Below are 24,602 nucleotides of genomic sequence, written 5' to 3'. Positions count from 1 at the left end.
GAGCTATACCGTCCTGATTCTGGGGTTGATGAGCAGGTACAGGAGGTCCACCACGATGTTCACCAGAACGAAGGTGACCGAGATGGTGAGCACCACGCCCTGGACCAGGTTCACGTCCAGGTTGGTGATGCCGTTGAGGATCAGCTGGCCCATGCCGGGCAGGGCGAAGATCATTTCAATCACGACGGCGCCGCCGAGCAGGTAGCCCACGCGGAGTCCCAACACGGTCACCGGAGTCACCAGTGCGTTGCGCAGGACGTTCTTGGAGACCACTTCGCGGTAGGGGACACCGTTGCCGATGGCGGTGCGGACGTAGTCGCGGTCCAGCTCCTCCACCATCGAGGTGCGGACCACGCGGATCAGCGAGGCGGAGACCGGGATGCCGAGGGCCAGGGCCGGGAGGGCCATCGAGTTCAGCCAGCCGCCGAAGCCGGATTCCGGCGTCGCGATTCCCCCGGAGGGAAACAGGGGGCTGGCGCCGAGGGCGAACCACTGGATCAGGAGGATGCCGAGCCAGAACGACGGCGTGGCGATCGCGGCGATCGAGAAAACGCGGACCAGCTGGTCCTGCCATTTGTCGCGGTAGAGGGCGCCGAGGATGCCGAAGGTCAGGGACAGGACGATTGCGATCAGCACGCCCAGGAACGTCAGCTGCAGCGTCAGGGGGAACGCGGAGCCGATCATGGAGGCCACCGACTTTGCCGGCGGCGTGGTGACGCCGAGGTCCAGCTGCAGCAGCTTGCCGAGGAAGCTGAAGTACTGGATGACCAGCGGGTCGTCCAAGCCGTTTTCCTGGCGGTACTGCTGCTTCGCTTCTTCGCTGGCGCCGTCGCCGAGGGCGGAGCTTGCCTGGTCGCCGGGAGCGGCCTGCAGGACAAGGAAGACGAGCAAGGTGATGCCCAGGATCATCAATGGCAGTGCTGCGAGTCTGCGGCCAAGCAGACGCAATATCGTGACCAATTTGTTCTCCGGTTTGTTTGGTTGTGCCGCGGGGGCCGCGTCACGGGTGGTGCTTCTCAGCCCAGAGGGGCCATGGCCAGCGGGCCACAGCCCCTCTGCTGCGTCGAGTTGGTGATGCCGTCCCGGGAAGCCCCGGGTGCTGCGCTGGTTCTCAGCGCAGCTTAGGCGGTGCGTCCGACGTCGATGAACGACATACCGGTGGTGGGCAGCGGCTTGAAGCCGTTGAGCTTCTTGTCGTCCCAGGCGGAGGGCAGCTGGCGGTGGAAGATCGGGTACAGGGGAACTTCCTCGGAGACGAGGTCCACAATTTCGCCGGTGATCTTCTTGGCGTCTGCTGCGGCAGCCTGCGAGCCCTTGTTCATGAGCTCCTGCAGCTTGGCGCGTTCCGGGGCGGTCCAGTAGGCGCGCTTTTCCATCCAGGTGGCGCCCGAGTAGAACCAGCTCAGGAGCAGGTCCGCGTCGTTGCCGAAGACTGAGGGGTCGCCGGGGGCTGCGACAACTGAGTAGTCGCCGGTGCCGACGCGGTCCGTGTACAGGGCGCCGGACTGCAGGCTCTTGACGGAGACCTTGACGCCCGGGATCTTGTTCCAGGATTCGAGGATCAGCGGGGCAACGTCCTTGACCCAGGCGGTGTCCGTGGTGAGCAGCTCGAATTCGAGGCTCGTGACGCCGGCTTCCTTCAGCAGGTCTTCGGCCTTCGTGACGTCGTAGCCGTAGACGTTCTTGGCCTTGACGTAGTCCGGGTGGCCTTCCTGGAAATATGAGCTGGCCGCCTTGGCATTGCCGAACAGGGCCTTCTTAATGATGGCTTCCTTGTCCAGGCCGTAGTGCAGGGCCTGGCGGACCAGCTTGTTGTTGAACGGGGCCTTGTTGCAGTTGAACATCAGGAACATCAGGCCGAAGGACTGGACTGATTCAACCTTGACCTTGGACTTCAGGCCGTCGATGTCCAGGTAGGGGACGTCCTCGATGGCCTGGACACGGCCGGACTGGACGGCGGTGACGCGGGCAGCGGCGTCGGAGAGCAGGAGCCAGGTCATGCCCTTGGCCAGTGCCGGCTTGGGGCCGTTGTAGTCTGCGAACGCTTCGAAGACGATCTTGTCGTCCTTGGCGGCGGAGATGAGCTTGTAGGGGCCGGTGCCGACGGGCTTGGCGTCGAAGGCCTTGAGGTCCGTGGCCAGGGCCTTGGGGACAACCTTGACCACGGAGATGCGGGGCCCGAAGCCGGGGAAGGCGTACTTGAGGGTGAACTCAACCGTCTTGGCATCCAAGGGCTTGACGTCCTGGATGAACGGGATGAACTGCGAGAACAGGGACTTGTTCGCCGGGTCCATCACGCGGGTGAAGGAGAAGGCGACGTCTTCGGTGGTGACCGGGGTGCCGTCGTGGAACTTGGCGCCTTCGCGGATGGTCACCTGGTAGGTGGTGTCGTTGACCTTCTTGGGGTCCGACGCCGCCAGCGCGTTGTACGGCACGCGGGTGGCCGGGTGCAGTTCGATGAGGCCTTCGAAGATGTGCAGGTTGGCGGCCATCGGAGTGGCGCCTGAGGAGCTCAGCGGGTCGAAGCCGGTGGAAAGGGCATAGGAGATGCCCGCTTCGATGGTGAGGTCCTTGTTGACTGCCGCAGCGCTCGCGGAGTCGCCGGTGGTGGTAGCTGCCGGGCTGCCGCACGCGGCGACAGAGGCGGTGAATGCTGCAGCGGCGCCCATGGCACCGGTGAGCTTGAGGAAGTTCCGGCGGCTGGCGTCATTGACCAGCGGCAGGTTCTTGGTGATGTTGTTCATGAGGGCCTCGCCATTCCAGAAGGTTTATCGGATGTAGGACGTCCGAGCTCGTATGTCGACTGTAAGCGTCATCACAGGTTCACGTCAAGCGCCGATTCCCTCCGACGCTCTCTCACTTCCTGCGGGCTTCCCCCGGACGCTCTCTCACGTCCTGCGGGTTTTTGGCGGACGCTCTCTCACCCGGGCGCGATGACGCCGCCGGAGCCGGTGTCAAACCTGAAAGCACGACGGCGGCGCTCGGCAGTGCCGCCGCGCTCGCCGGTCATTTCAAATGCCACCTCGTAGGCCACCTCGGCGTAGCCGCGCGCCACATCGGCCGCGGTGACGGTGTAGCCGGGAGTGAAGTAGAGGGCTTCTTCCCCGGGGCCAAGGTCCGCGGCGGGGAAGGCGTCCGAGCCGGGACCGGACAGCCGGACCGAGGTTGCCGGCAGGGGGCCGTCATTGCGTGCCCGGCCCGTGAAGGCCAGGATGTCCCCGGCCTTGTAGCCGGGAATGATGGGGCCGTAGTTCAGGTCCTGTGCCTCCCGGGTGCCAATGACCTGCGCAGCTTCGGCCGAGTAGCCCTGTCCGATTTCCTTCCAGGTGTGCACGCCCCAGTCCTCGCCGCCGGACTGCATGACGTGGAACTCGCCGGCGTTTTGCCAGGCCTTCGGCCGGCCGGGCGTGATGGACCGCAGCTCCATGTCGAACACAAGGCCGTCGGCGTCGTTTGGCGCGCTTACCCCGCCGGCGGACCCGGGCGGAGTGACCCCGACGGGGCTCCCAGTGGCGGCGCTGCCGGAGCCGCCGGGAATGTGGGCGGTGAGCTGTGCGGTGAGTTGCAACGCAGGCACCGAGGCGAACACGATTTCCCGGTAGCCCTGGCGTTCGTAGAGGACGCCGACATTGCCGTCGGGGAGCCGGGTTGCCGTCGAATAGGCCGAGCTTCCCGGGCAGAGGATCAGCTTGGCGGGCCAGCTGCGCCCGTTGTCGGCGGACAGGCTGATCACCGTGTTCCGCCGCAGCGCGGTGTCCTGGTTGTTGGTTGCCAGTAGCCATGTATCCGTGGCCTCGTCGGCGAATGTAGTCAGGGACGGCAGGCCGTCGAAGCGGACCAGGGAGCCGTTGTCACCCGGGTCGGGGAGGTCCTCGACGGGACGCAGGGCGCTCCACGTGGCCCCGCCGTCGTCCGATATTGCGGCAAGGCGGCGCGGCGTGCCGCGGCTGTGCAGCAGGAGCCGGCCATCCTGGAGGGCGGCAACCTTGTTCTCGTTGGGGGCATGGCCGTGCGTCCTGGCGGCGATGAGCTCCCCGAGTGTCCAGGTGTCGCCGTGGTCGTCGCTGTACGCCGAGGCGGCCATGATCTCGCCGCCGGCCAGGACCACAAACTGCTGCACCAGCCGGCCGCGGTGAGGGCCGGTGTGGATCTGGATGCCCTGCCCGGCCGCGGCGAAGATTCCGGTGATGTCCGGCTCGCCCGTACTTGGCCCACGCGTGTGAACCGGCGGGCGGAGCTTGAGCTGGGCGGTGATCCTGCGGTGCTGCCAGGTCAGGCCGTCGTCGTCCGAGTAGCTGAGATCGCAGTGCTGCACATCGTCGTCGGGCTCCAGCCCGGCTGTCGCTTCGAAGAACCCGGCGTGCGTTCCGGCGGCGTGGAACATAAAAATCCGGCCGGTCTCAGCGTCCACCAGGAGGCTCGGATCGCCGTAGCCGTTGAGGCCGCTGCCCGTCCTTACTACCTGCTGTTTGCCCCACGTCCTGCCGTTGTCCGTGCTGCGGCGGAGCAGGAGGTCAATCGGGTTGGGCAGGTCATCGAGGTTGGGGCGGCCGTCGTAGGCGGCCAGCAGGGTGCCCTGCCGCGAAACGGCGAGGGCGGGGATCCTGTATTGCCGGTAGCCGCCGGTGCCGCGGACCGCCAGGACGTGTTCGACGTCCGGTATGGCAGCCATCATTGGCTGGGGGACATGGGATGTCATATCTCCATGGTAAGGGACACGTAACACGCCTGTGTAGGCGGGCGCATGTCTGGCAGAGTTATGACCATGCTCACAGTTATCGGCGAAGGCCTTGTTGACGTTGTCCAGCGCGCTTCCGGAATCGAAGCCCACGTGGGCGGCAGCCCCCTTAACGTCGCGGTGGGTCTGGCCCGCCTCGACCATGCCGTGCAGTTCGTCGGCCGCTACGGCCGCGACGCCTACGGGGATTCGGTGGCAGCGCACCTGCGCTCCAGCTCCGTTATGCTGCCGCTGGGCCCCGATGAGCTGCCTACCAGCGTGGCTACCGCCGTAATTGACGACGACGGCGCCGCCACCTACACGTTCGACCTCGTCTGGGAGCTTCCCGGGCTGGCGGACCGCCTCGCTTATATGCTGCAGGGAACCACCCTGCTGCACACCGGCTCCATCGCCACGATGCTGGCGCCGGGCGCCGCGGCGGTGCTTGCCGCCGTCGAGCACGCCCACCCCGCCGCCACGATCAGTTTCGATCCCAACTGCCGGCCCAGCATCATCATCGACGTGGATTATGCACGGACGCAGACCGAGAAGTTCGTCACGCTCTCGGACGTGGTCAAGGCCTCGGATGAGGACCTGGAGTGGCTGTACCCGGGGGTGGACGTGCTTGAATCGGCGCGCCGCTGGCTGTCGCTGGGCGGGTCCGAAGGGCCGGCCATTGTGGTTGTCACCCGCGGCGCGGCCGGACCATGGGGCATTACGGCTGCCGGTGAAGCCGCGATCGACGCGCCCCGCGTGGAAGTGGCCGACACCGTAGGCGCCGGTGATTCCTTCATGGCCGCCCTGCTCTCCGGGATCGTGGACCGGGGCCTGGACGGTGCGCAGAACCGGAAGGACCTGCGCGAACTTCCGGCCGAGGGCCTGGCGGAACTTCTGGCGCACGCAGCCCGCGCGGCGGCCGTTACTGTTTCCCGCCCGGGCGCCAACCCGCCCACGCGTGCCGAACTGAACGAGGTTCCGGCGGAATAGGAGGTTCCGCCACATCGACTGCTTTTTGCCGCCGGCCGTGGCGACCTTCGCATCGTTCGCCCCACGTAGACTGGCAGGATGCGGCTGGTAGCAAGTGATATTGACGGAACGATTCTTGGGCACGACGGAAAGATCAGCGACCGCACCGTCCGGGCCTTCCACGCCTGCAGGGACGCAGGCATCGAGCTCGTTTTTGTCACCGGCCGCCCGCCGCGCTGGCTGCACCCGCTGGAGGAACAGCTGGGCCACACCGGCACGGTCATCTGTTCCAACGGCGCCGTGGTGTGGGACCTCGAAGCGGACCGGCTGGTTTCCGCCCGGACGCTGGGCATGGATGCGGTGCTGGAACTGCGGCGGATCATCAAGGAACTGCGCCCGGCCGCGCTCTTCGCCGCGGAAACCCTGACCGGATTCCATCTGGAGCCCGGTTTCATCGAGAACGGTTCGAGCGAGCTGCTGGCAGAATTTAACCCCGCCCCGCTGGCCGAAACGCTCACCTCGGACGACGCCGTCGTGAAGTTTCTGGCGATTGTCAGGGATGGCACCGCAGACGACTTCCTGGCAGCCGTGCGGCCCGCCGTCGCCCATCTCGCGTCCGCCACGCACTCCGCACCGACCGTGGCGATGCTTGAACTGTCTCTTCCCGGCGTCAACAAAGCCGTCACCCTCGCCGAATACGCCAAGGCGCTGTCCATTGATGCCGCCGACGTCGTGGCGTTCGGGGACATGCCCAACGACGTCGAAATGTTGCGTTGGGCGGGCCACGGGTACGCCATGGCCAGCGGCCATCCGGACGCCATCATCGCCGCCGGGCAGCAGGCACCGCACTTTGACGACGACGGCGTGGCCCAGATCCTCGAAGCCAGGCTCGCGGCGCTGGGGGTAAAGCTCTCCTGACCCCGGCTTCCGGGCCGGGAATTCACAGGAGCCGCTCACCTCGCGTTCACCTTTGCCATTTACCGTGGGTTACGGATAAACATCCGCAGCTGAAGGGGTAGTCATGGCAAGAAACGGCAACCAACGCGCGGCCGAGGCGCCGTTGCGCCCGGCAGAGCCGGCTGCGCACTGGAAGGCACTGAAAGAGGGTGACCGCGTCCGCGTCCGCCTCACCCCGGGATACGAAACCGGCGGGTTCGTGGATGCCATCACGTGGGACCACACCGCTGTGTGGGTGGACCTCGACGACGGCCACGGCCGCACGCTGCTGCACTGCAGCGACGGCGTGGAGATTGTGCCGCAGGACGCATAGCCCGGCGGCTCCGGTACGCTCGCAAACGTGACTCAGTCGTTTTTTGATGCTTCCGACGGTGCTGGCCGTCCCCCGTGTCCCATCGCCCTGGCCCACCGCGGATTCTCGCGGGAAGGGCTGGAGAACTCGATGGCCGCGTTCCGGGCCGCCGCCGAACTTGGCTATGAGTACCTTGAGACGGATGTGCACACCACCTCCGACGGCGTGCTGCTGCTCTTCCACGACGACACCCTGGACCGGGTCACAGACGGCCGGGGCCGGATTTCGGAGCTGACCGCCGCTGAGGTTTCCACCGCGCGGATCGGCGGGCTCGAGCCCGTGCCGCTGTTCGACGACATGCTGAGCGCCTTCCCGGCTGCCCGGCTGAACCTCGACGTCAAAGACTGGAAGTCGGTGCAAAGCCTGGCTGCCGGCATCGAACGGCACGGCGCCCATGACCGGGTCCTGGTGGCCAGTTTCTCAGACCGCAGACGCCGGGCGGTGCTGAAACTGCTGAGCCGTCCGGTGGCTTCCTCGGCAGGGATGGTGACGAACGCGCTGTTTGTCCTGCTGGGCCCGGTGCTTCCGGCTGCCTGGCTGCGCCTGGCGCTGCGGGGACCGTTGAGCGATGTCCAGGCCCTGCAGGTTCCGGTCCGCTACGGGGCGGTCCGCGTGGTGACGGCTGCCTATGTGCGGCGGGCGCACGCCCTGGGCCTGGTGGTCCATGTGTGGACCATCAACCACCCGGCTGAGATGCACCGGTTACTTGACCTGGGCGTGGACGGGATCGTGACGGACCGCGCGGATCTCCTGAAGCAGGTCTTGCGGGAACGCGGCCAGTGGCCCGGCGGCTGACCGGTTCCAGGGAGTCTGCGCCGGGTGCACTGCGCAGGACTGCGGTGCATTTCCGCGCAGTCAGGAGCCGCCGGGACCTTGGATGGCGTGGTTGGCAGCGAGGCGGCGGAGCCCATCGGGGTCCAGTGGCGTATTCCACGCCGCCCAGTCCTTCGGCCGCACGGAGGGCCGCCCCAGCAGGAAGCCCTGGCCGGCGCTGAAACCCAACTCCGTAAGGACATTCAGTTCCTCGGTGGTTTCGACTCCTTCTGCCACCAAAACGCTGCCTATCTGCTCCGCGAAGTCCACCAGGCACGCGGCCAGGGCGTGCTGGGAGGTGTCCGTGTCCACGCCGCTGATCACATTCCGGCCCAGCTTGATGAAGTCAGGCCGCAGATGGAGCATTCGGCTCAGGGCGCCCGCGGTGGGGTGCGAATCATCGATTGCAAGGCGCAGCCCCCGTTCACGGAGCGGCGTAATTGCGGAAATGAAATGCGAGTATTCCTCGTCCGGAATTTCGTCCGTTAATTCGAGCACAATTCGGTCTATTGGCAGCTCGATGTGTTCAAACAATTCGGGGAGCCGGGGATCCAGGCATGATATTGGGGAGATGTTCAGGGAGACGTAGAGGTGCGCGGGGAGTTTCGCTGCAGCTGCGGCTGCGGACGCGAGGGCCGAGAATTCCAGATTGGCGCCCAGGCCAACGGCGGCCGCCTCGGCGAACCAGATTTCCGCGCCTGCGCCGTCGTCGCTGACAAAGCGTGACAACGCCTCTACACCCATTACGGTTCTGGATTCGAGGCCGTAGATCGGTTGGAATGCGGTCATCAGCATCTGGTTTTCCAGCAGCGAGCTGATTCGCGACAGGCTGCGGAGCGAATCCAGCCGCTCGGCCAGTTGGGGCGGCATGGCACTGAGGGGCTGCGGGAAACGGGCAGTGTCCGGAGCGCCGGCTTCTTCGCCGTCCTGTTGTTGGCGCTCCAGAAGATACTCCAGCAGGGCCCGTTCCGGCGCGCCTGGATTTTCTCCCAAGCGGTCGCTAAGGCGCTGACGTATTGCCGCCCCGGCAGGATCAGAATCCCCGAGGACCCCAGCAATAACTCCCCAAGCTTGTATCCGAACCGTCATTAGCAACGCCCCCAGTTGACGAAGTAATGGCTCCTTGGCCTCTTTATTTTCAAATTTCCAGATACCTTCGGAATGCTCTACTTCTGATTAAAGCCGATCTTCCTGACCGCGAAGAATCGGATGCTGCCTCTTGATCGTATATCGGGATGATCGAAAAGCGCAGCCCAAAATCGATCAACCTCTATTACTCTCGGATGAAGTTTCCGCCAACAGCGCAGGAAGCTCTTCGGGCGGGACGGGCTTGCTGAAGAAATATCCCTGTGCGCTGAGGCACCCGAGGTTCCTGAGGTGCTCGGCCTGGTCCGCTGTTTCCACGCCCTCCCACACGGCTTCGAGCCCGCAGGCGCGCACCAGTTGAAGGACGGCGGCCACCAGTGCAGGCTGGCTGGGGTCCGTGCCCAGTCCCTCAATCAGGGACCGGTCCACTTTGACCCGGTCCACTGGGAGCCGGCGCAGGTAGCTGATGGAGGAATACCCGGTACCGAAGTCGTCAATTTCGATTCCGACGCCCAGTCCGCGCAGCCCGCCAAGGGAGTACCGGTCCAGTTCGTTGCCCCTGACGATGGCCGCTTCCGTCAGCTCCAGGACAACCTGCTCTGGGCGGACGCCCGTCTGCTTGAGCACGGCGCGGACGTCCTCGATGAACTGCAGGCTCTGCAGATCAGTTGCGGAGATGTTGATCCGGACGGAAAAGCTGCTGTCCACCAGTTCGGCATCAATCCAGCGGCGTAGCTGGCCGACAGCTGTGCTGAGCACCCACAGGCCCAGCTCGGAGATCAGTCCCGCATCTTCTGCCAGCGGGATGAACTCGTCGGGCATGATGCGGCCGCGGGTGGGGTGGTCCCAACGGATCAAGGCCTCCACGCCTTCGATGCGGCCAGTGCCCAGTTCAATCACGGGCTGGTAGTGCAGCATCAGGCCCTGGCCCTTGATGGCGGTCCGGAGGTCCTCCAGCAACTGGCTGCGGAGCTTGCGGATGAGCAGGAGCCCGGGTTCGAAGACGTGGAGCCGGTTCTGCCCCTCGGCTTTGGAGGCGTACATGGCCACATCGGCCTCCATCAGCAGGTCCTCGGCCCGCCGCCCGGACGCCCCGACGCTGAGTCCAACGCTCGCCCCGCAGCGGACCGTCCGGTCAGGAAGGTCAATGGGTTCCTTAATGGCCGCCAGGATGCGCTGGCCTACGACGGCGGCCTGGTCGGCGCCCGTGGCCGGCATAACGATGGCGAACTCGTCCCCGCCCAGCCGGGCTACAACGTCGTTGGTCCGGACGGCGCGGCGGATGCGTTGTCCCACGGTAACCAGTACCTGATCCCCGGCAGAGTGGCCGAGGGTGTCGTTGATGGATTTGAAGGCGTCAAGGTCAAGGAGGAGGATAACGGGCTGGCTGAGGGCATCGCCGTCGTGGTCCTGGGCGGACTTCAGTGCAGCCAGAAGCGCCGAGCGGTTGGCAAGGCCGGTGAGGGGGTCCTGCATGGCCATCTTCTGCATCTCGCGGTGGGCTTCGTGCAGCAGTTGCGTGCGGACCTCAACACGCTGCTCAAGCTCTTCGTAAATGATCTGGAGGTCCTCGGCCAGGAGGTTGGTGCCCATGATGATGGCGTCGAGCTCGTCCCGGGCCGGCGAAACGTCTATCCGCGACTGGAGGTCTCCGGAGGCGAGCCGGACGATGCCATCGAGCAGCTGGGAGAGCCTGGGGTCATCGTCAGCGAACATCTGGTGCCTCCTTCCCGCGTTCAGATTTCCTGGGGCCCGTGGGCTCCTAGGGGGAGGCTTACGGTGACAGTGGTGCCAACACCCAGCTCCGAGGTTACGCCAATGCGGCCGCCGTGGCGCTGGACGATGTCCTGGGTGATGGCGAGCCCCAGTCCGGTACCTGGAACCGCCCCGGACATCGCGTTCGAGGCGCGGTAAAAACGTGTGAAAACGTGGGCTATCTCGTCACTGGATATCCCCATCCCGGTGTCCGAGACGCTGACCGTCGCCCAGCGCGTGCCGGCTGCATCTTCCCGCGTCAGACTGACGACGTCGATTTGTCCTCCGCCGGGGGTGAACTTGATGGCGTTGGAGACCAGATTCGTAAAAACCTGCTGCAGCTGCACTTCGTCTGCCAGGATTTCCAGATCGTCTGGGGCCATCGACGTGGCAATGGCGACATTCTGCACTTTCGCGAGCGGCCTCAGCGCAGCGGTGACGATCTCGAGTGTCCGCGCCAGCCGGACGGGGGTCAGGTGCAGCGGACTTTGCTCGTGCCCGTTGCGGGAGACGCTGAGCATGTCCTCGATCAGCAGCCGCAGCCGTTCGGTGTTTCTTACAACGATGTCCAACATTTGGTGGACCTCGCTGGACACGGGATCGGACGTGTTCTCCTGGATCATGTCCAGGTAGGCCATGATCGATGTCAGCGGCGTGCGGAGCTCATGGTTGACGGTGGCCAGGAAGTCGGTCTTGGCTTTGTCCAGCTGCTGGAGTTGCTTGACTACCTGCTGCTGGCTGGTGATCAGGTGGCTTTGGATCAGGCCGTGGACGGTATTGCCGGCAACGTGCTGGATCAGTGCCAGCTCGGCCCGCGACCATTCCCTGGGGGAGTCCAGCTGGGCGATCCAGATAATTCCCAGCGACGAGCTGCCGTCCCCCATCGGGACGGCTACGGACGCGGCGGCGCGCAGTTGCGCGAGCTCGGCCGGCAGCCGGACATCGCCGGCGCCGTGCGGTGCGAACGCCCCGTCCGCCGTGAGGGCCTCAGCCCGCGCCCACAGTACGTCAGCGGTCCTGCGCACCGGGCCTTCATCCGTGCACAATCCGTCGGGCAGCGGGGCCAGACCGGGCCGGTGCCACTGGGCGGTAATGGGTGGCACCTTGTCGTCGTCGAACGTGGTCAGCCAGACCCGGTCCGCGCCGAAAGTCTCACCGAACCCCCGGACCACAATATCGGCGATCTGTTGCGGATGGTTGGTTCCGCGGACCGCCGCGGATACCTGCCGCAGCCTTTCGCGTAACGTCTCCGCTTCCTGCCGGGCTTCATTCCGGCGGGAGACCAGGTTGATCAGGGCAGTGGCACGGTGGACGAGTTCCTTGGCAGCGGGCGGTTTGGCGATGCTGTCCCGTACGCCGGCATGCTCCACCGCTTTGACTTCGGCCGGGCTGTCGAGATCAACGAGAACCAGCACAGGGGCGGTCGCGTCGACGTCGGAGAGCGAACTGTCAAGGACCAGGACGGAGGGCTCGCGCTGTTCCAGAAGGGCCGAAAGGCCGGTGGCGTTGTCCACAGCGCTGACCGTGAAGCCCGCCGCCTCGAGTGCCGCCGCGCTGGATTCCCGGCGCCCGGCGTCGGGATCCGCAACCACTGCCAGGTATGGCACGGTTGCGACGTGTGGTGTCTTCCCTGGCAACCTGCCTCCTTCGCCCCTGAGTAAGCACATGATTGCTCTTGACTGAGTACATTGTAGGGTGACGGAGCATCCCTGCTCCCATAAGTGTGTGCGGAAGGTAGTCGTGACGAGTCAGCCTGCAGAAGAGGCCAAAGCGGACCTGGCGCTGGACGAACTGGGTGTCGTCCAGCTCAAATGGCCGCAGGGTGTGTCCATCACGGAGTCGGACGCAGAGGCCGCCATGCGGAACGTCAACGACCTTTGCGGGGCCGGCCGCCATCCCATGCTGGTGGACATGGCCACCACGGCCCAGGTGAGCAGGGGAGCCCGTGCCGTTTTTGGCCGCCCCTGCCAGGCCTCCCGCATTGCGCTGCTCGGGGCGTCGCCGGTTGATAAAGTGCTGGCCAACTTCATCCTGGGCATCAACAAACTGCCCTGCCCCACCCGGTTCTTTACGTCCCGCGACGACGCCATGGCCTGGTTGTTGAAGGAACCCGCGGCCACAAGCTGAGCGGAACAGCCCGCAAACGGCTGCGGCGCGTTCTGGGTCCTATATTTGTCCTATGCCATCCCGCGCGAAAAAGGTGCTCTCCGCCTTGCGGCAGTACTTGATCCTGCCCAAGCTGATCAGACTGTCCATCTCTGCACCGAAAAACAGGACCGTGGCCTGGGACAGGTATTGGGCCGGAATCGCGAGGACGGGCGCCCGGAGTGACGTGCTGTGGGATTCCGGCACCGACCATGAGCTGCTGGGCTACGGGGACGTCCTGCGGCGGCACTTCGATCCAGGCCTTCCCGTGGTGGATGTGGGGTGCGGACATGGCGCATTCAGCCGCGCCCTGACGGCGTTTTCACCGAAGGTCCTGGGCGTTGACGTGTCCGCGCACGCGGTGGCCCGTGCCCGTGACGAATCGGCAGGAGTTGACGGTGTCAGCTACCTGGCCTGTGACATGACCGAGCCGGGAGCCGGCGCGAGTCTGGTGGAATCCACGGATGCCAACGTCTTTGTCCGTGGCGTCCTTCACGTCCTCGCGCCGGCCGAACAGGCCGCGCTGATGGAAAATCTGCGGCAGCTCGTAGGTGCCCGCGGCACAGTCTTCCTGGCGGAGACGAATTTCCAGGGCAACCCGGTGGAGTACGTCGCGCACCTGGGGGCGTCACTGCGCAGCATCCCGGCCCCGTTGGAGCTGGCCATCCGGAAACTGCCCATGCCGGGCCGCTTCGGACCGGAGGAGCTGGCCAGCGTGATGCCGAAGGACCGGTGGACGCTGGTGGAAGACGGTGCCGCAAGCATCGAGACCAACCCGCTGATCGACGAGGCGGGGAACAGCAGGATACCGGGCTATTTTGCGGTGCTCAAGCCCAAAAGTTCCGACGCCGGCCGGCCGGGTTCGTCCTGGGCTGTCCGCATACCGGATTAGGCAAGCGCTTTCCCGGAAGCGGCTGGCATGATGGACGGCATGCGCATTCTCATCGCTCCGGACAAGTTCAAGGGCTCGCTCACCGCCGCGGAGGCCGCCGCCGCCATCGCCGAAGGTGCGCTGCGCGTATACCCGGACGCCGTCGCCAACCAGTTTCCGATCGCCGACGGCGGCGAGGGCACCCTGGAGGCTGCCGTTTCGGCAGGCTACGAGGAGCGGCTCAACGCCGTTGTGGGCCCCATTCTTGCCCCCGTCGGCGCTGCCTGGGCCATCCGGAAGAACGCCGACGGCGGGGCTACCGCCGTCATCGAAACAGCCCAGGCCTCGGGCCTGGCTGAGATGGAACCCACCCCGGCCAACGCCTTGCGGGCCCACAGCTACGGCTGCGGGCAGCTGATCGCGGCGGCGCTCGACGCCGGAGCAACCGAGATTGTGTTGGGGCTGGGCGGATCGGCCATGACGGACGGCGGCAGCGGCGCCCTGCGTGCGCTGGGCCTCAAGCCGCTGGATGCCGCCGGCAACGTTGTTCCGTTGGGCGGCGGATCACTGGCCGACGTTGCAGCCCTCGATACCTCCGGGCTGGACCCGCGATTGTCCGCAGCCTCCTTCAGGATCGCCGTGGACGTCCAGAATCCGCTGTATGGCGCCACCGGCGCGGCCCACGTCTTCGGCGCCCAGAAGGGTGCCGACGGCGAGGCAGTTGAACAGCTCGACGCCGGTCTCCGCAACTGGGCGTCCGTACTCCGGGGGGCCACTGGCCGGGACGTTAACATTCCGGGAGCCGGGGCAGCGGGCGGCTTCCCGGCGTCGTTCCTTGCCTTCACCAACGCCCGGCTGGAAGGAGGGTTCGCGCTCGTCGCAGGGCTCACCGGACTCGCAGGTCAACTGGACAACGCTGACCTGGTGATCACCGGGGAGGGTTCCCTGGACTCGCAGTCGCTGACAGGCAAGGCCCCCATCGCCCTCGCGGACGCAGCCCGGGACCGAGGGATTCCAGTGATCGTGGTGGCGGGGCGGATACTGGTCACACCCGAGGACCTGGCAGGGCACGGCGTGGTCGCCGCAGCGCAACTGCTGGATGTTGCGGCCAGCCCGGAAGACGCCGTCGCCAACGCCGCAAGATACCTGGCCTGGGCCACCAGCCAGGTCCTCGAAGGCGCCTGAAGCCAGGGCCCCGAGGCCCGGTCCTTACTGCGGCTCTTTGGGCCCCGATGCTTAGGCTCCGGTTTCGTCACGCACCGTGATCCCCGGCGATTTGCCGGCTTGGCGGCCTGCTACCGTCCCGCTGCGCGTTTGTTGAGCCGCAGCGGGACGTAGATCAGCAGCACCAGGAGGACGGACAGCAGGATTCCGCCAGCGGTCAGGCCGGCGGTGCGGCCGCCCGTTACATCAAAGACCAGTGTGGCTGTCCCGACACTGAGCATCCCCACGCCGGCCAGGGCGAACTTGGTGATGGTGTCGGCGCTGGAGACCAGGGTTTCCTTGAGCCGTTGGCGGAAGAGCCTGCGGTGGACGCTGACCGGAAGCAGGATGAAGGCAGTGGTCAGCGTCGCGACCACTACGTTGACGAGATAAAGGCCCACCTGAAAAGCGTCCAGGCTCTCGAACCGGTTCTGGAAGGGCAGGGTCAGGAGGAAGCCCGCCAGGATTTGGACCCCGGTTTGCAGCACCCTGAGTTCCTGCAGCAGCTCAGCCCAGTTGCGGTCCAGCTGTTCCTCACGGGTTTCATTCCTCCCGGAGCTTCCGGTGAAGTCCTCAACTTCAGCCATGCTATTCCTCGCTCCCGGGGCATATCCGCGTGATCCAAAGCTAGGCCGGAGTTGCGCCAAAATCAACGTTTGATAAGTTTACTTATTATTTGCTCCGGATGGTGGACTTGCTCCTCCGTGCGGGATAGTTTCGAAGGGCCAGCGCAGGCAGGAGCCATTCGAAAACCGATCCAATGAAGAGGTGGACTATGAGCGAAACGCAGAAACGGACAGACCCGCCCACCGACCCCCGGTACGGCTTTCATTCCGGGCCCTTCCCGAAGCAGGAACAGAAGCAGCCGGGCCTGACTGCGCCCATGGACCCGAAGCCGGACCACGGCGAACTTAGCTACGAGGGGAGCGGTGCGCTGCGGGGTAAGGCTGCGCTCATCACCGGCGGCGACTCAGGAATCGGCAAGGCAGCGGCCATCGCGTTCGCCCGCGAGGGGGCAGACGTCGCAATTTCCTACCTTCCGGAAGAAGAGGAAGATGCCCAGGACACGGCCGACTGGATCCGCAAAGCGGGCCAGCGCGCGCTGCTGTTGGCCGGGGACGGCCGGGAAGAGGCCTTCAGCACCCGGATCGTCACTGATGCCGTGGCAGAATTCGGCGGCCTGGATGTGGTGGTGCTCAACGCTGCCTACCAGAAGAACCGCGAGAGTTTCGAGTCCCTGCCGACCGAGGAATTCGACCGCGTGCTCAAGACCAATCTGTATTCCCTGATCTGGACGGCCCGGGCCGCGGTTCCGCACCTGAAGGCCGGCTCGTCGATCATCACTACGGCTTCGATCCAGGCTTTCAACCCGTCGCCGGGGCTGATCGACTACGCCATGACCAAGGCAGCGCAGGTTGCCTTCACCAAGGCGTTGGCCCAGGAACTCGGGCCAAAGGGGATCCGCGTCAACGCTGTGGCCCCCGGCCCCATCTGGACCCCGCTGATCCCGGCCACGGAGTGGCCGGACAAGCTGCCCGCCTTCGGGCAGGATACGCCGTTGCAGCGGGCGGGTCAGCCGGCAGAACTCGCCGCGGCTTATGTGCTGCTCGCGTCCGATCAGGGGTCCTACATCTCCGGAGCAGTGCTGCCGGTGACGGGCGGCAAGGGCCTCTAACGAAGTTTGCACGTCAGATTCACATCCACTACAGGAGGAACCATGAGTCAGGACAACCAGCGCACGGAACCCGTCGAGGAAGTGGGCGGCTACGGCACGCCGACGGCGGAACAGGAGGCGGGCGGGGCGGACAGCAAGCAGTATGCCCAGCCCCGCGACGAAGAGGATTTTGATGCCGCCGGGCTCAATCAGAACAGCCCTGACGGTGAAACATTCGCCACCGGCACACCCAATCTCAGCCACCTCGATGAGGAAGACAAAGACAGCGCCGGCGAGCCGGGTGCCGGCCGATTCGGCGGCACTGATGACCAGCACCACGCCGAAAGCGACACCAATGATCCCGGGTTCGAGCCGGGAGAACCGCCCGTCCCGCGCGACGCCGACGTTCCCTCCGCCGAGGCCGAGATCAACGAGTCCAACGCCGACGCGCAGGGCACTGAATCCTTCTCGTCGGAATCGGGACAGGAGGCTGCCGGCCTGCCGGACGGCAGCGGAACCGACCTGCCCAAGGACAAATCACCGAACGATGACGAAGAGGAGAGTTTCGACGCCGGGTAGCCGGTGTTCTCCGCCGGGACTGCGGGTTTTGTGTGGGTGGGTCTTGCCCGCGGAGCGGTCACCGGACGTATCCTAGAAACAGGTTTTGCAGTGGGCCACGCGTTTCGAGCCTAGGCGTGGAACATGGCCGCGGAGACACAAGGGGAGCCGGGCCGGGAATCGCTTCCGGATCCCCAGGAGATGGTGTTCGACAGCACGGATGTCGAAGACTTCCTTGTGGCGGTTACCCGCGAGTTCATGCGCGACATCGATGGCGATTCCCGTGGTATCAGCTGGGCCGTCACCTTCTTCCGCTCCGGATCGGCCCGGACCGCAGCCGCGGGGAACGCCGCCGCGCGCGCCGCGGACGAAGAGCAGTGCTCGTTTGCGGACGGACCAGTGCTGGAAGCTGTTCGTGCGGGTGATTTTGTGCATCTGGCCGACGTCGCCCGCGACCGGCGTTGGCCGGGCTATGCCAGTGCTGCCGCTGACCACGGCGTCAGGTCGCTGCTGTCCACGACGGTTGTTGCAGCTGCCGAATGGAGTGCAGCACTGAGCCTCTACGCGTCCACTCCCCATGCCTTCACCAGCGAGGACATCATCAGGACGCGCAGGTATGCGCGTCAAGTGGCCCGGTCGCTGCGGATGGTGGTGTGTGTGGCGGAGCGGGCCGCAGCCGGCGCTCAGCTGGCGGTAGCCCAAAGCTCAACGGTGCTTATGGACCTGGCTGTGAGCACGCTTGAATCCGATTACGGGCTCGGCCATGATGCGGCCCTGCAGTACCTCCGGACCGTCGCACGGCACACCCGCCACGGGCTTCGCGAGACAGCTCTGAATATTGTGGCTGCCTCGCGCTCCGACCAGGCAGGTCGCGGCCGTGACAACGCCTCCGTCCTGGGACTCGCTGACCTCGAAACACCCGCGCTCCGCCAGGGCCACTACAAAACAGGGAGTACGGCATGAACGTCTGGAAGCAAGACATTGCAGCCGCGAGGGCCGCTCCGGACCCGGCGCCCCACCCGTGGCACCGGCTGGTTGCGTTGGGCGACTCCTTCACTGAGGGCATCGGTGACCCCGAGCCGCGCAGCGAGGGTGGCTTGCGCGGCTGGGCAGACCGCGTGGCCGAGGAACTCAGTGCGGACCAGCCCGATTTCGCCTACGCCAACCTGGCCGTACGGGGCCTGCTGGTACAGCAGATTTTAGACCAGCAGCTCGCTCCGGCGCTGGCGCTGAAGCCCGATCTGGTCACGCTCTCCGCCGGCGGCAACGATATTGTTTTCCGTCGCAGCGACCCTGACCGGCTCGCAGAAACGATCGACGACGGCGTGGGCCAGCTGGCCCGGTCCGGTGCCACCGTGGTCCTTTTTGCCGGGCCGGACTGGGGCGCGACGCCGGTCTTCAGCCAGATCCGCGGGAAAGTGGCCATCTTCAACGAGAACCTCCACGCGGTGGCCGCCCGCCACGACGCGGTCATGGTTGACCTGTGGTTCCTGCGCGAATTGTCGAGCGCGGGTATGTGGGACCCGGACCGGCTGCACTTCTCGCCTTTGGGCCACCACACCATCGCCGCGGCCGTGTTGAAGGCCCTGGGTGTCTCGCACACACTGGAGCCGTTCGAGCCTAAGCCGCCGCTGCCCCACAGCTGGAAGGAAGCCCGGACCGAGGACCTCATCTGGGCGCGCGAATATCTGGTTCCGTGGGTGATCCGGCAGTTGAGGCACCCGCCGGAAGCGGAGCTGACCGCCAAGCGTCCCAAGCCGCGGCCGGTTTTCGGCGTCGGAACCCCGCCCGGACCGTTTATCGGCGGCGGTCACGCAGCCTGACGCAGCAGCGGTAGGGTCAGCGCTTCTTCGGCGCCCGTTTCGCTGCTGCGTTGACGGCTGCCCTGACGGCGGGAGGCAGGCCCGCCTGCTCCGTTTCCGGTTCAGCCACCGAGCCGCGGGCCTTCGCGATGGCTTTCATGCCGTGGTAGATCACCAGGGCCGCGGCTGAGCCGAGGGCGATGCCCGTGAACGTCAGTTCCCCGATGGTCCAGGTGTAATCCGCGATGCCGATGATCAGCGCGACGGCGGCAGTGGTCAGGTTCACGGGGTTGGAGAAGTTCACCTTGTTCTGCACCCAGATCTTGACGCCCAGGATGCCGATCATGCCATACAGCATGGTGGCGGCGCCGCCCAGAACGCCCGGCGGGACCGTAGCAATCAGTTCGCCGAATTTCGGCGAGAAGCTCAGGACAATAGCGAAGACGCCGGCAACCCAGTATGCCGCCGTCGAATACACCTTGGTGGCCGCCATAACGCCGATGTTCTCCGCGTAGGTGGTGGTGCCGGAACCGCCGCCGAAGCCGGCAAGAACCGTGGCGGCGCCGTCCGCCATCAGCGCGCGGCCGGAGACGCGGTCGAGGTTCTGGCCGGTCATGGCCGCCACGGACTTCACGTGCCCGATGTTCTCGGCTACCAGGACCAGCACGACGGGGACAAAGAGGCCAAGCACGCCCACATGGAACTCGGGGGTCTGGAAGTAAGGCAGCCCGATCCAAGCGGCGGCCTCCATTTTTTCGTAGCTCACTTCGCCGCGCAGCATGGCCACGAGGTAGCCCACTACAACGCCCACCAGGATGCTGAGCCGGCCGACGATTCCACGGAAAAGTACGCTGACCAGGATGATGGTGGCGAGTGTGATGACGGCGGTGACGGGGGCGGCGTCGAAGTTCATCTTCGCGGCGGGGGCCAGGTTCAGGCCGATCAGCGCCACGATGGCGCCGGTGACGATGGGTGGCATCAGCCGGTTGATCCAGCCGGCGCCGAACTTCTGCACGATCGCACCGATGAGGGCCAGTGCGACTCCGGTGAGCACCACTCCGCCCAGCGCGCCGGGCACGCCGAACTGCTGTTGGGACGCCATGATGGGCGCGATGAACGCGAAGCTGGAGCCGAGATAGCTGGGAACGCGTCCCTTGGTGATCACCAGGAACAGCAGCGTGCCAATGCCGGAGAAGAAGAGAGTGGTGGCTGGCGGCATGCCGGTGATTATGGGAACCAGGAACGTGGCTCCAAACATGGCCACGACATGCTGCATGCCTACGCCGATGGTCAGGGGCCAGGCCAGCCGCTCATCCGGTGCAACCACGTGGCCGGGCTTAATCGATTTGCCGGTGCCGTGGAGCTTCCATTTCATTCCGAGCATGCTCATGGTCGGGGCCTTTCAAGGGGGTTGCCGCTGGGGCTGGGATCTTCCGGTGCAACAATACCGCGCGGTCCTGCTGTGGTGAACGTCACGTGCGCATAGGGAAGAAGGCGGGCGTGCTTGAAGTTACAACTATGGAAAGCAGACCGCCGGCCCATCATTTGCGATGAGCGGGCCCAGCGAAAGGTACGCCATGACTATTGCCCACGAAGAAGCGGTTATCGATTCGGCCGCCGTCGACGCCATTTTTGCCGAGGCCCGCACGGCCAACTCCTTCACCGGCGAGGTGACCGAGGACCAGGCCCGCGCCATCTACGAACTCACCAAGTTCGGCCCTACGGCTTTCAACTCCCAGCCCCTCCGCGTGACCTACGTCCGCTCGGACGAGGCGCGTGCCACCCTGGTTGACACCCTGGCCAACGGCAACAAGGCCAAGACCGCCTCCGCGCCGCTGGTTGCCGTCCTCAGCTACGACACCGCCTGGGCCGAGCAGTGGGACAACTTCCTGCCCGAGTACAACGCTCCGAAGGCCATGTACGACGCCGCCCCGGACCTGGCCGCGTCCACCGGCAACAACAACGCCCACCTGCAGGCCGGCTACTTCATCCTGGCCGTCCGGTCCCTCGGACTCGCCGCGGGCCCAATGACCGGAGCCGACTTCGGCGCCCTCGACGCCGCCTTCTTCCCCGCCGGCGACCAGAAGAGCTTCCTGGTGGTCAACATCGGCCAGGCCGGCGAAGACGCGTGGGGCGCAGCGAAGCCCAAGTTCAGCTACGAGGACGTTGTCCGCACCGTCTAGTCACAACCCGCTGCGGACTGACGACACGCAAATGCGCTGGCGCCCCTGGTATACCAGGGGCGCCAGCGCATTTCTGTGTCGCGGGGTATTTAGCGCGTCGCCAAGTGCCTGCGCAGATTAGGCGATGACGCCGTCCACCAGAGCCTTGGCCTCCGCCTGGACCTGCTTGAGGTGCTCCTCGCCCTTGAAAGACTCGGCATAGATCTTGTAGACGTCCTCGGTTCCGGACGGGCGGGCGGCGAACCAGGCGTTCTCGGTGACCACCTTGAGCCCGCCGATGGACGCACCGTTGCCGGGCGCCTCGGTCAGCTTGGCGGTGATGGTTTCGCCTGCCAGTTCCGTTGCAGTGACGTCCGACGGCGAAAGCTTGCCGAGCGCCGCCTTCTGCTCACGGGTGGCCGCTGCATCAATGCGTGCGTAGACGGGGGCGCCGAACTGGTCGGTCAGGCCCTTGTACAGCTGGGACGGGGACTTACCCGTGACCGCGGTGATCTCCGAGGCCAGCAGCGCCAGCAGGATACCGTCCTTGTCGGTGGTCCAGACGCTGCCGTCCAGCTTGTTAAAGGATGCGCCGGCAGATTCCTCGCCGCCGAACGCGCCTTCGCCGGACAGCAGCCCCGGCACAAACCACTTGAAGCCCACGGGGACCTCAACCAGTTTGCGGCCCAGGCTTTCCGCCACGCGGTCGATGATCGAGGACGAAACCAGGGTCTTGCCCACCACCGAGTTGGGGTTCCAGCCGCTGCGGTTGCGGTAGAGGTAATCGATGGCGACGGCGAGGTAGTGGTTCGGGTTCATCAGGCCGCCCACCCCGTCGACAAGAGGTGTCACGATCCCGTGCCGGTCGGCGTCGGCGTCGTTGCCGGTGGCGATGTCGAACGCGGCTGAACTGCCGCCGTCGGACATCCTGTTGATCAGGGAGGCCATCGCGAACGGCGAGGAGCAGTCCATCCGGATTTTTTCGTCCCAGTCCAGGGTCATAAACGCCCACTGCGGATCCACGGTCGGGTTCACCACAGTCAGGTCCAGGTGGTGGCGCTCGCCGATCTCGCCCCAGTAATCCACTGCCGCACCGCCCATGGGGTCGGCGCCGATGCGGACCCCGGCCTCGCGGATGGCGTCGAGGTTCAACACGGACGGGAGGTCGTCAACGTAGCTGCTGAGGAAATCGAACTTGCCGGTGCTGTCCGCGGCGAGGGCGTCGGAGACGGGGATGCGCTTCACGCCCCGCAGGTTGTTTTCCAGGAGTTCGTTGGCGCGGTTGGCGATCCAGCCCGTGGCGTCCGAATCGGCCGGGCCGCCGTGCGGAGGGTTGTATTTGAAGCCGCCGTCTCCGGGCGGGTTGTGGCTGGGCGTGACCACAATGCCGTCCGCCTCCGGGGTGCCGGGCTGGCGATTGTTGTTGTACGTGAGGATCGCGTGGCTCAGTGCCGGTGTGGGCGTGTAGCCGTGCCGTGCGTCAATCAGCACGTGCACGCCGTTGGCCGCGAGGACCTCCAGGGCGGAGTTCTGCGCCGGCTCGCTGAGGGCGTGGGTGTCCTTCGCCAGGAAAAGCGGGCCGGTGATGCCCTGCCCGGCGCGGTATTCCACGATTGCCTGCGTGATCGCGACGATGTGTTTTTCGTTGAACGACGCCTTCAGGCTCGAGCCGCGGTGCCCGGAAGTACCGAACGCCACGCGCTGGCCGGGATCACCCAGATCCGGCGTGATGTCGTAATACGCGTCGAGGAGCGCAGTGATGTCAACAAGGTCCTGGGGTTGGGCAACTGTGCCCGCGCGGCTAGCCATGGCACCAGCATGCCAGACGTGGGCGGGAGTCAAAACGCCTGGTCCATAATCCGGCCCCTATGACGCGGAAAGTCCCCTCCGGACTGTCTGCCGCAGGTAGTTAAAGCGAGTACCAGCCCCAAAAGTACCTATATACCGGCTCCCGGCGGCGCTGCTACTTTCGAAAGAACTCAGGATGGAATGCCCGACGGCGGGGCCACCGCCGTCGGGCAGTGCAGTTCGCGTCGGGCACTGCAGTGAGTCGGCACGCGGGAACCAGGGGGCAGGTCATGGGGGCAGGAGACGGCGCGGCCGAGCAGTCCAGGCTGGCGGCGGAACGTGCTCAGCGGCTGAAACGCCAGCTCGATCAGGCCGAGCGTGCCACGAAGCCGTGGGATGCCGGTGCGGTGGGCGAGCGTCTCGTGGCAGACAGGCTGAGCCGGCTCATTCCGCACGGCTGGTACCTGCTGAACGATGTCCACTGGCCCGGGCGGCCCAAAGCCAACCTTGACCATGTTCTTGTGGGGCCCGGCGGTGTGGTGGTGGTCGATGCCAAGAACTGGACCGGGGAGGTCCGGGTCTCCGGCGGTGTCCTGTGGCAGGGCCGTTTTGCCAGGACGCAGTCCGTGGACGGCGCATTGGCGCAGTGCGCCGCCGTCGCGTCCGTGCTGGCGCCGCCCCACCGGCGGTTCGTCCGCCCGTTGATCTGCCTCGCCGGGCAGCCGGACCTCTTCGGCATCACCAATTCCGACGTCGCCGTGGCAGGGGCCGACCGCGTTGTTGCTGCTGTCCTGGCGCTGCCCCCGGTGCTCCACCAGCAGACGGTGGTGGGCCTGTATGCGCACCTTGGCGAGCAGCTCACGCAGGAATCTGCTGCTCGACGTCCTGCGGTGAACTCGCTGACCGTGAAGTCGCCGACCGCCAAGCCGCTGACCTCGAAACTGGCGGCGGGACAGGCGGGCGGCGTCGGATCCGGACGCGCCAGGAAGTCGAGCGCACAGCACCACGCCGCAGGTGGGTTGACCCGGTTGGTGTTCCTGGCTGCCTTTGTGGTTTTTGCTGTCTACGTGCTGCCTTATTGGGGGCGGTAGGACGGGATGGCGGTGCCGGTAGGCCTGTATTGCAGGCGGCGGTAGGCTGGAAATCGAAGACTTCGAATGAGGAAAAACATGACTGATCAGCCAACTCCGCGCCCTGATTCGCAAGGGTCCGCCGCCCAGGGACCAGGCGATTCGCCGGCAGGCTACGAGCCGCCGCAGTTTGTGCCGCCGCAGGGCCCCAGCATTCCGGCGCCGCCTTTGTATGACCAGAATCAGTTCGGCCAGAACCAGTACACCCAGCCTGGTGCGTACAGCCAGCCCGGCGATCAGTATGGCGCGGCCTATGCCCAGCCCCCAAGCCCGTACGGCCAAGGCGCCAGCCCCTATGGCCAGCCGGCGTACGGGCAACCTGCTTACGGCCAGCCTGCCTATTACGGCATGCCGGTGCAGCAGCCCAAGGGCCTGAGCATTGCCAGCATGGTCCTCGGCATTTCGTCGGTCCTTCTTGGCTGGTTCATGATTCCGCAGATCGCTGCAATCATCACCGGCCATCTGGCCCTCCGCCGCGAACCGTCGGGCAAGGGCATGGCCATCACCGGGCTGGTCCTGGGCTACCTTTGCCTGCTCGGCTACGGAGCGTTCTGGCTGCTGCTCATCATCGGGCTGATGTCATACAGCACCACCTACGGGTACTGACCCCCGGCCGAAACTGGGGTCGGATGGCGGGGCAAGC

The 24,602-nt window shown here is 65.8% G+C and carries 23 protein-coding genes; 14 read left to right on the top strand and 9 right to left on the bottom strand.

What is annotated here, in order from left to right; translation table 11 throughout:
* Positions 1 to 3 precede the first annotated feature (3 nt).
* The 3 genes from DAD99_RS07485 to DAD99_RS07475 all read right to left on the bottom strand — a co-directional run bounded on the left by DAD99_RS07485 (position 4) and on the right by DAD99_RS07475 (position 4,699).
* Complete coding sequence (locus tag DAD99_RS07485; protein WP_193341000.1) at positions 4 to 960, bottom strand: ABC transporter permease; 957 nt, start codon at positions 958 to 960, stop codon at positions 4 to 6.
* A gap of 161 nt (positions 961 to 1,121) precedes the next feature.
* Positions 1,122 to 2,744 carry an ABC transporter substrate-binding protein gene (locus DAD99_RS07480; RefSeq protein ID WP_185262209.1) on the bottom strand — a complete coding sequence of 541 codons (1,623 nt, stop codon included), beginning with the start codon at positions 2,742 to 2,744 and terminating at the stop codon, positions 1,122 to 1,124.
* A 176-nt stretch (positions 2,745 to 2,920) separates the two neighbouring features.
* Complete coding sequence (locus DAD99_RS07475; RefSeq protein ID WP_193340999.1) at positions 2,921 to 4,699, bottom strand: exo-alpha-sialidase; 1,779 nt, start codon at positions 4,697 to 4,699, stop codon at positions 2,921 to 2,923.
* Positions 4,700 to 4,765: 66 nt separating this feature from the next.
* Here DAD99_RS07475 and DAD99_RS07470 point away from each other — a divergent pair, with 66 nt between their 5' ends.
* The 4 genes from DAD99_RS07470 (at position 4,766) to DAD99_RS07455 (ending at position 7,787) form a co-directional block, all read left to right on the top strand.
* Positions 4,766 to 5,704, top strand: coding sequence for a PfkB family carbohydrate kinase (locus DAD99_RS07470; RefSeq protein WP_193340998.1), 939 nt, complete (start codon positions 4,766 to 4,768; stop codon positions 5,702 to 5,704).
* A gap of 78 nt (positions 5,705 to 5,782) precedes the next feature.
* On the top strand, positions 5,783 to 6,601 hold the full coding sequence (locus DAD99_RS07465; RefSeq protein ID WP_193340997.1) for an HAD family hydrolase: 819 nt from the start codon (positions 5,783 to 5,785) through the stop codon (positions 6,599 to 6,601).
* A gap of 103 nt (positions 6,602 to 6,704) precedes the next feature.
* Positions 6,705 to 6,953, top strand: a complete 249-nt coding sequence (locus tag DAD99_RS07460) for a hypothetical protein (protein WP_185262213.1) — start codon at positions 6,705 to 6,707, stop codon at positions 6,951 to 6,953.
* A 27-nt stretch (positions 6,954 to 6,980) separates the two neighbouring features.
* Complete coding sequence (locus tag DAD99_RS07455; protein ID WP_309233221.1) at positions 6,981 to 7,787, top strand: glycerophosphodiester phosphodiesterase; 807 nt, start codon at positions 6,981 to 6,983, stop codon at positions 7,785 to 7,787.
* Positions 7,788 to 7,847: 60 nt separating this feature from the next.
* Here DAD99_RS07455 and DAD99_RS07450 read toward each other — a convergent pair whose 3' ends face one another.
* From DAD99_RS07450 to DAD99_RS07440, 3 genes are all read right to left on the bottom strand, one after another.
* Positions 7,848 to 8,798, bottom strand: coding sequence for an EAL domain-containing protein (locus tag DAD99_RS07450; RefSeq protein ID WP_227007764.1), 951 nt, complete (start codon positions 8,796 to 8,798; stop codon positions 7,848 to 7,850).
* A gap of 270 nt (positions 8,799 to 9,068) precedes the next feature.
* Positions 9,069 to 10,607 carry a bifunctional diguanylate cyclase/phosphodiesterase gene (locus DAD99_RS07445; RefSeq protein ID WP_193340995.1) on the bottom strand — a complete coding sequence of 513 codons (1,539 nt, stop codon included), beginning with the start codon at positions 10,605 to 10,607 and terminating at the stop codon, positions 9,069 to 9,071.
* Between the two features lie 20 nt (positions 10,608 to 10,627).
* Positions 10,628 to 12,283, bottom strand: a complete 1,656-nt coding sequence (locus DAD99_RS07440) for an ATP-binding protein (RefSeq protein WP_309233220.1) — start codon at positions 12,281 to 12,283, stop codon at positions 10,628 to 10,630.
* A 103-nt stretch (positions 12,284 to 12,386) separates the two neighbouring features.
* Between DAD99_RS07440 and DAD99_RS07435 the strand changes: the two genes are divergently transcribed.
* Genes DAD99_RS07435 through DAD99_RS07425 form a run of 3 tightly spaced genes read left to right on the top strand, consistent with a single transcriptional unit; the run spans position 12,387 to position 14,847 of the window.
* Positions 12,387 to 12,773 carry an STAS/SEC14 domain-containing protein gene (locus DAD99_RS07435; RefSeq protein ID WP_219729678.1) on the top strand — a complete coding sequence of 129 codons (387 nt, stop codon included), beginning with the start codon at positions 12,387 to 12,389 and terminating at the stop codon, positions 12,771 to 12,773.
* Between the two features lie 52 nt (positions 12,774 to 12,825).
* Positions 12,826 to 13,683, top strand: coding sequence for a class I SAM-dependent methyltransferase (locus DAD99_RS07430; protein WP_193340993.1), 858 nt, complete (start codon positions 12,826 to 12,828; stop codon positions 13,681 to 13,683).
* Positions 13,684 to 13,722: 39 nt separating this feature from the next.
* Positions 13,723 to 14,847, top strand: coding sequence for a glycerate kinase (locus tag DAD99_RS07425; protein WP_193340992.1), 1,125 nt, complete (start codon positions 13,723 to 13,725; stop codon positions 14,845 to 14,847).
* Between the two features lie 110 nt (positions 14,848 to 14,957).
* Here the strand turns inward: DAD99_RS07425 and DAD99_RS07420 are convergent, their stop codons facing one another.
* Complete coding sequence (locus tag DAD99_RS07420) at positions 14,958 to 15,452, bottom strand: DUF6328 family protein (RefSeq protein WP_193340991.1); 495 nt, start codon at positions 15,450 to 15,452, stop codon at positions 14,958 to 14,960.
* 188 nt (positions 15,453 to 15,640) lie between these two features.
* On the opposite strand from DAD99_RS07420, the gene DAD99_RS07415 reads away from it, so the two are divergent.
* The 4 genes from DAD99_RS07415 to DAD99_RS07400 all read left to right on the top strand — a co-directional run bounded on the left by DAD99_RS07415 (position 15,641) and on the right by DAD99_RS07400 (position 18,900).
* A complete protein-coding gene (locus DAD99_RS07415; protein ID WP_193340990.1) occupies positions 15,641 to 16,540 on the top strand; it encodes an SDR family oxidoreductase in 900 nt (299 codons plus the stop codon).
* 42 nt (positions 16,541 to 16,582) lie between these two features.
* Entirely contained in the window at positions 16,583 to 17,098 is a 516-nt protein-coding gene (locus tag DAD99_RS07410) for a hypothetical protein (RefSeq protein WP_193340989.1), read from the top strand.
* A 123-nt stretch (positions 17,099 to 17,221) separates the two neighbouring features.
* A complete protein-coding gene (locus DAD99_RS07405; protein WP_193340988.1) occupies positions 17,222 to 18,040 on the top strand; it encodes a GAF domain-containing protein in 819 nt (272 codons plus the stop codon).
* Positions 18,037 to 18,900, top strand: a complete 864-nt coding sequence (locus DAD99_RS07400) for an SGNH/GDSL hydrolase family protein (protein ID WP_193340987.1) — start codon at positions 18,037 to 18,039, stop codon at positions 18,898 to 18,900. Before DAD99_RS07405 ends, DAD99_RS07400 begins: the two co-directional genes overlap by 4 nt.
* A 16-nt stretch (positions 18,901 to 18,916) precedes the next feature.
* Here the strand turns inward: DAD99_RS07400 and DAD99_RS07395 are convergent, their stop codons facing one another.
* Positions 18,917 to 20,269, bottom strand: coding sequence for a uracil-xanthine permease family protein (locus tag DAD99_RS07395; protein ID WP_193340986.1), 1,353 nt, complete (start codon positions 20,267 to 20,269; stop codon positions 18,917 to 18,919).
* 187 nt (positions 20,270 to 20,456) lie between these two features.
* Between DAD99_RS07395 and DAD99_RS07390 the strand changes: the two genes are divergently transcribed.
* The gene (locus DAD99_RS07390; RefSeq protein ID WP_193340985.1) at positions 20,457 to 21,062 is read left to right on the top strand and encodes a malonic semialdehyde reductase; all 606 of its coding nucleotides are present in this window, start codon (positions 20,457 to 20,459) and stop codon (positions 21,060 to 21,062) included.
* 117 nt (positions 21,063 to 21,179) lie between these two features.
* Here DAD99_RS07390 and pgm read toward each other — a convergent pair whose 3' ends face one another.
* Complete coding sequence (gene pgm, locus DAD99_RS07385) at positions 21,180 to 22,850, bottom strand: phosphoglucomutase (alpha-D-glucose-1,6-bisphosphate-dependent) (RefSeq protein ID WP_193340984.1); 1,671 nt, start codon at positions 22,848 to 22,850, stop codon at positions 21,180 to 21,182.
* Positions 22,851 to 23,119: 269 nt separating this feature from the next.
* On the opposite strand from pgm, the gene DAD99_RS07380 reads away from it, so the two are divergent.
* Both DAD99_RS07380 and DAD99_RS07375 read left to right on the top strand, forming a co-directional pair.
* The gene (locus DAD99_RS07380; RefSeq protein ID WP_193340983.1) at positions 23,120 to 23,920 is read left to right on the top strand and encodes a nuclease-related domain-containing protein; all 801 of its coding nucleotides are present in this window, start codon (positions 23,120 to 23,122) and stop codon (positions 23,918 to 23,920) included.
* A 78-nt stretch (positions 23,921 to 23,998) separates the two neighbouring features.
* Positions 23,999 to 24,565, top strand: coding sequence for a DUF4190 domain-containing protein (locus tag DAD99_RS07375; protein WP_185262228.1), 567 nt, complete (start codon positions 23,999 to 24,001; stop codon positions 24,563 to 24,565).
* Positions 24,566 to 24,602 lie beyond the last annotated feature (37 nt).

It is taken from the genome of Pseudarthrobacter sp. AB1, assembly GCF_014926485.1.
GTDB lineage: Bacteria > Actinomycetota > Actinomycetes > Actinomycetales > Micrococcaceae > Arthrobacter.
This window is presented reverse-complemented; position numbering and strand designations above follow the sequence as displayed.

Excerpts from the sequence above, each read along its gene's own strand:
- DAD99_RS07480 (WP_185262209.1), bottom strand. The coding sequence starts at position 2,744 with ATGAACAACATCACCAAGAACCTGCCGCTGGTCAATGACGCCAGCCGC.
- DAD99_RS07475 (WP_193340999.1), bottom strand. The coding sequence starts at position 4,699 with ATGACATCCCATGTCCCCCAGCCAATGATGGCTGCCATACCGGACGTC.
- DAD99_RS07470 (WP_193340998.1), top strand. The coding sequence starts at position 4,766 with ATGCTCACAGTTATCGGCGAAGGCCTTGTTGACGTTGTCCAGCGCGCT.
- DAD99_RS07465 (WP_193340997.1), top strand. The coding sequence starts at position 5,783 with ATGCGGCTGGTAGCAAGTGATATTGACGGAACGATTCTTGGGCACGAC.
- DAD99_RS07460 (WP_185262213.1), top strand. The coding sequence starts at position 6,705 with ATGGCAAGAAACGGCAACCAACGCGCGGCCGAGGCGCCGTTGCGCCCG.
- DAD99_RS07445 (WP_193340995.1), bottom strand. The coding sequence starts at position 10,607 with ATGTTCGCTGACGATGACCCCAGGCTCTCCCAGCTGCTCGATGGCATC.
- DAD99_RS07430 (WP_193340993.1), top strand. The coding sequence starts at position 12,826 with ATGCCATCCCGCGCGAAAAAGGTGCTCTCCGCCTTGCGGCAGTACTTG.
- DAD99_RS07425 (WP_193340992.1), top strand. The coding sequence starts at position 13,723 with ATGCGCATTCTCATCGCTCCGGACAAGTTCAAGGGCTCGCTCACCGCC.
- DAD99_RS07420 (WP_193340991.1), bottom strand. The coding sequence starts at position 15,452 with ATGGCTGAAGTTGAGGACTTCACCGGAAGCTCCGGGAGGAATGAAACC.
- DAD99_RS07415 (WP_193340990.1), top strand. The coding sequence starts at position 15,641 with ATGAGCGAAACGCAGAAACGGACAGACCCGCCCACCGACCCCCGGTAC.
- DAD99_RS07410 (WP_193340989.1), top strand. The coding sequence starts at position 16,583 with ATGAGTCAGGACAACCAGCGCACGGAACCCGTCGAGGAAGTGGGCGGC.
- DAD99_RS07405 (WP_193340988.1), top strand. The coding sequence starts at position 17,222 with ATGGCCGCGGAGACACAAGGGGAGCCGGGCCGGGAATCGCTTCCGGAT.
- DAD99_RS07400 (WP_193340987.1), top strand. The coding sequence starts at position 18,037 with ATGAACGTCTGGAAGCAAGACATTGCAGCCGCGAGGGCCGCTCCGGAC.
- DAD99_RS07395 (WP_193340986.1), bottom strand. The coding sequence starts at position 20,269 with ATGAGCATGCTCGGAATGAAATGGAAGCTCCACGGCACCGGCAAATCG.
- DAD99_RS07390 (WP_193340985.1), top strand. The coding sequence starts at position 20,457 with ATGACTATTGCCCACGAAGAAGCGGTTATCGATTCGGCCGCCGTCGAC.
- pgm (WP_193340984.1), bottom strand. The coding sequence starts at position 22,850 with ATGGCTAGCCGCGCGGGCACAGTTGCCCAACCCCAGGACCTTGTTGAC.
- DAD99_RS07380 (WP_193340983.1), top strand. The coding sequence starts at position 23,120 with ATGGGGGCAGGAGACGGCGCGGCCGAGCAGTCCAGGCTGGCGGCGGAA.
- DAD99_RS07375 (WP_185262228.1), top strand. The coding sequence starts at position 23,999 with ATGACTGATCAGCCAACTCCGCGCCCTGATTCGCAAGGGTCCGCCGCC.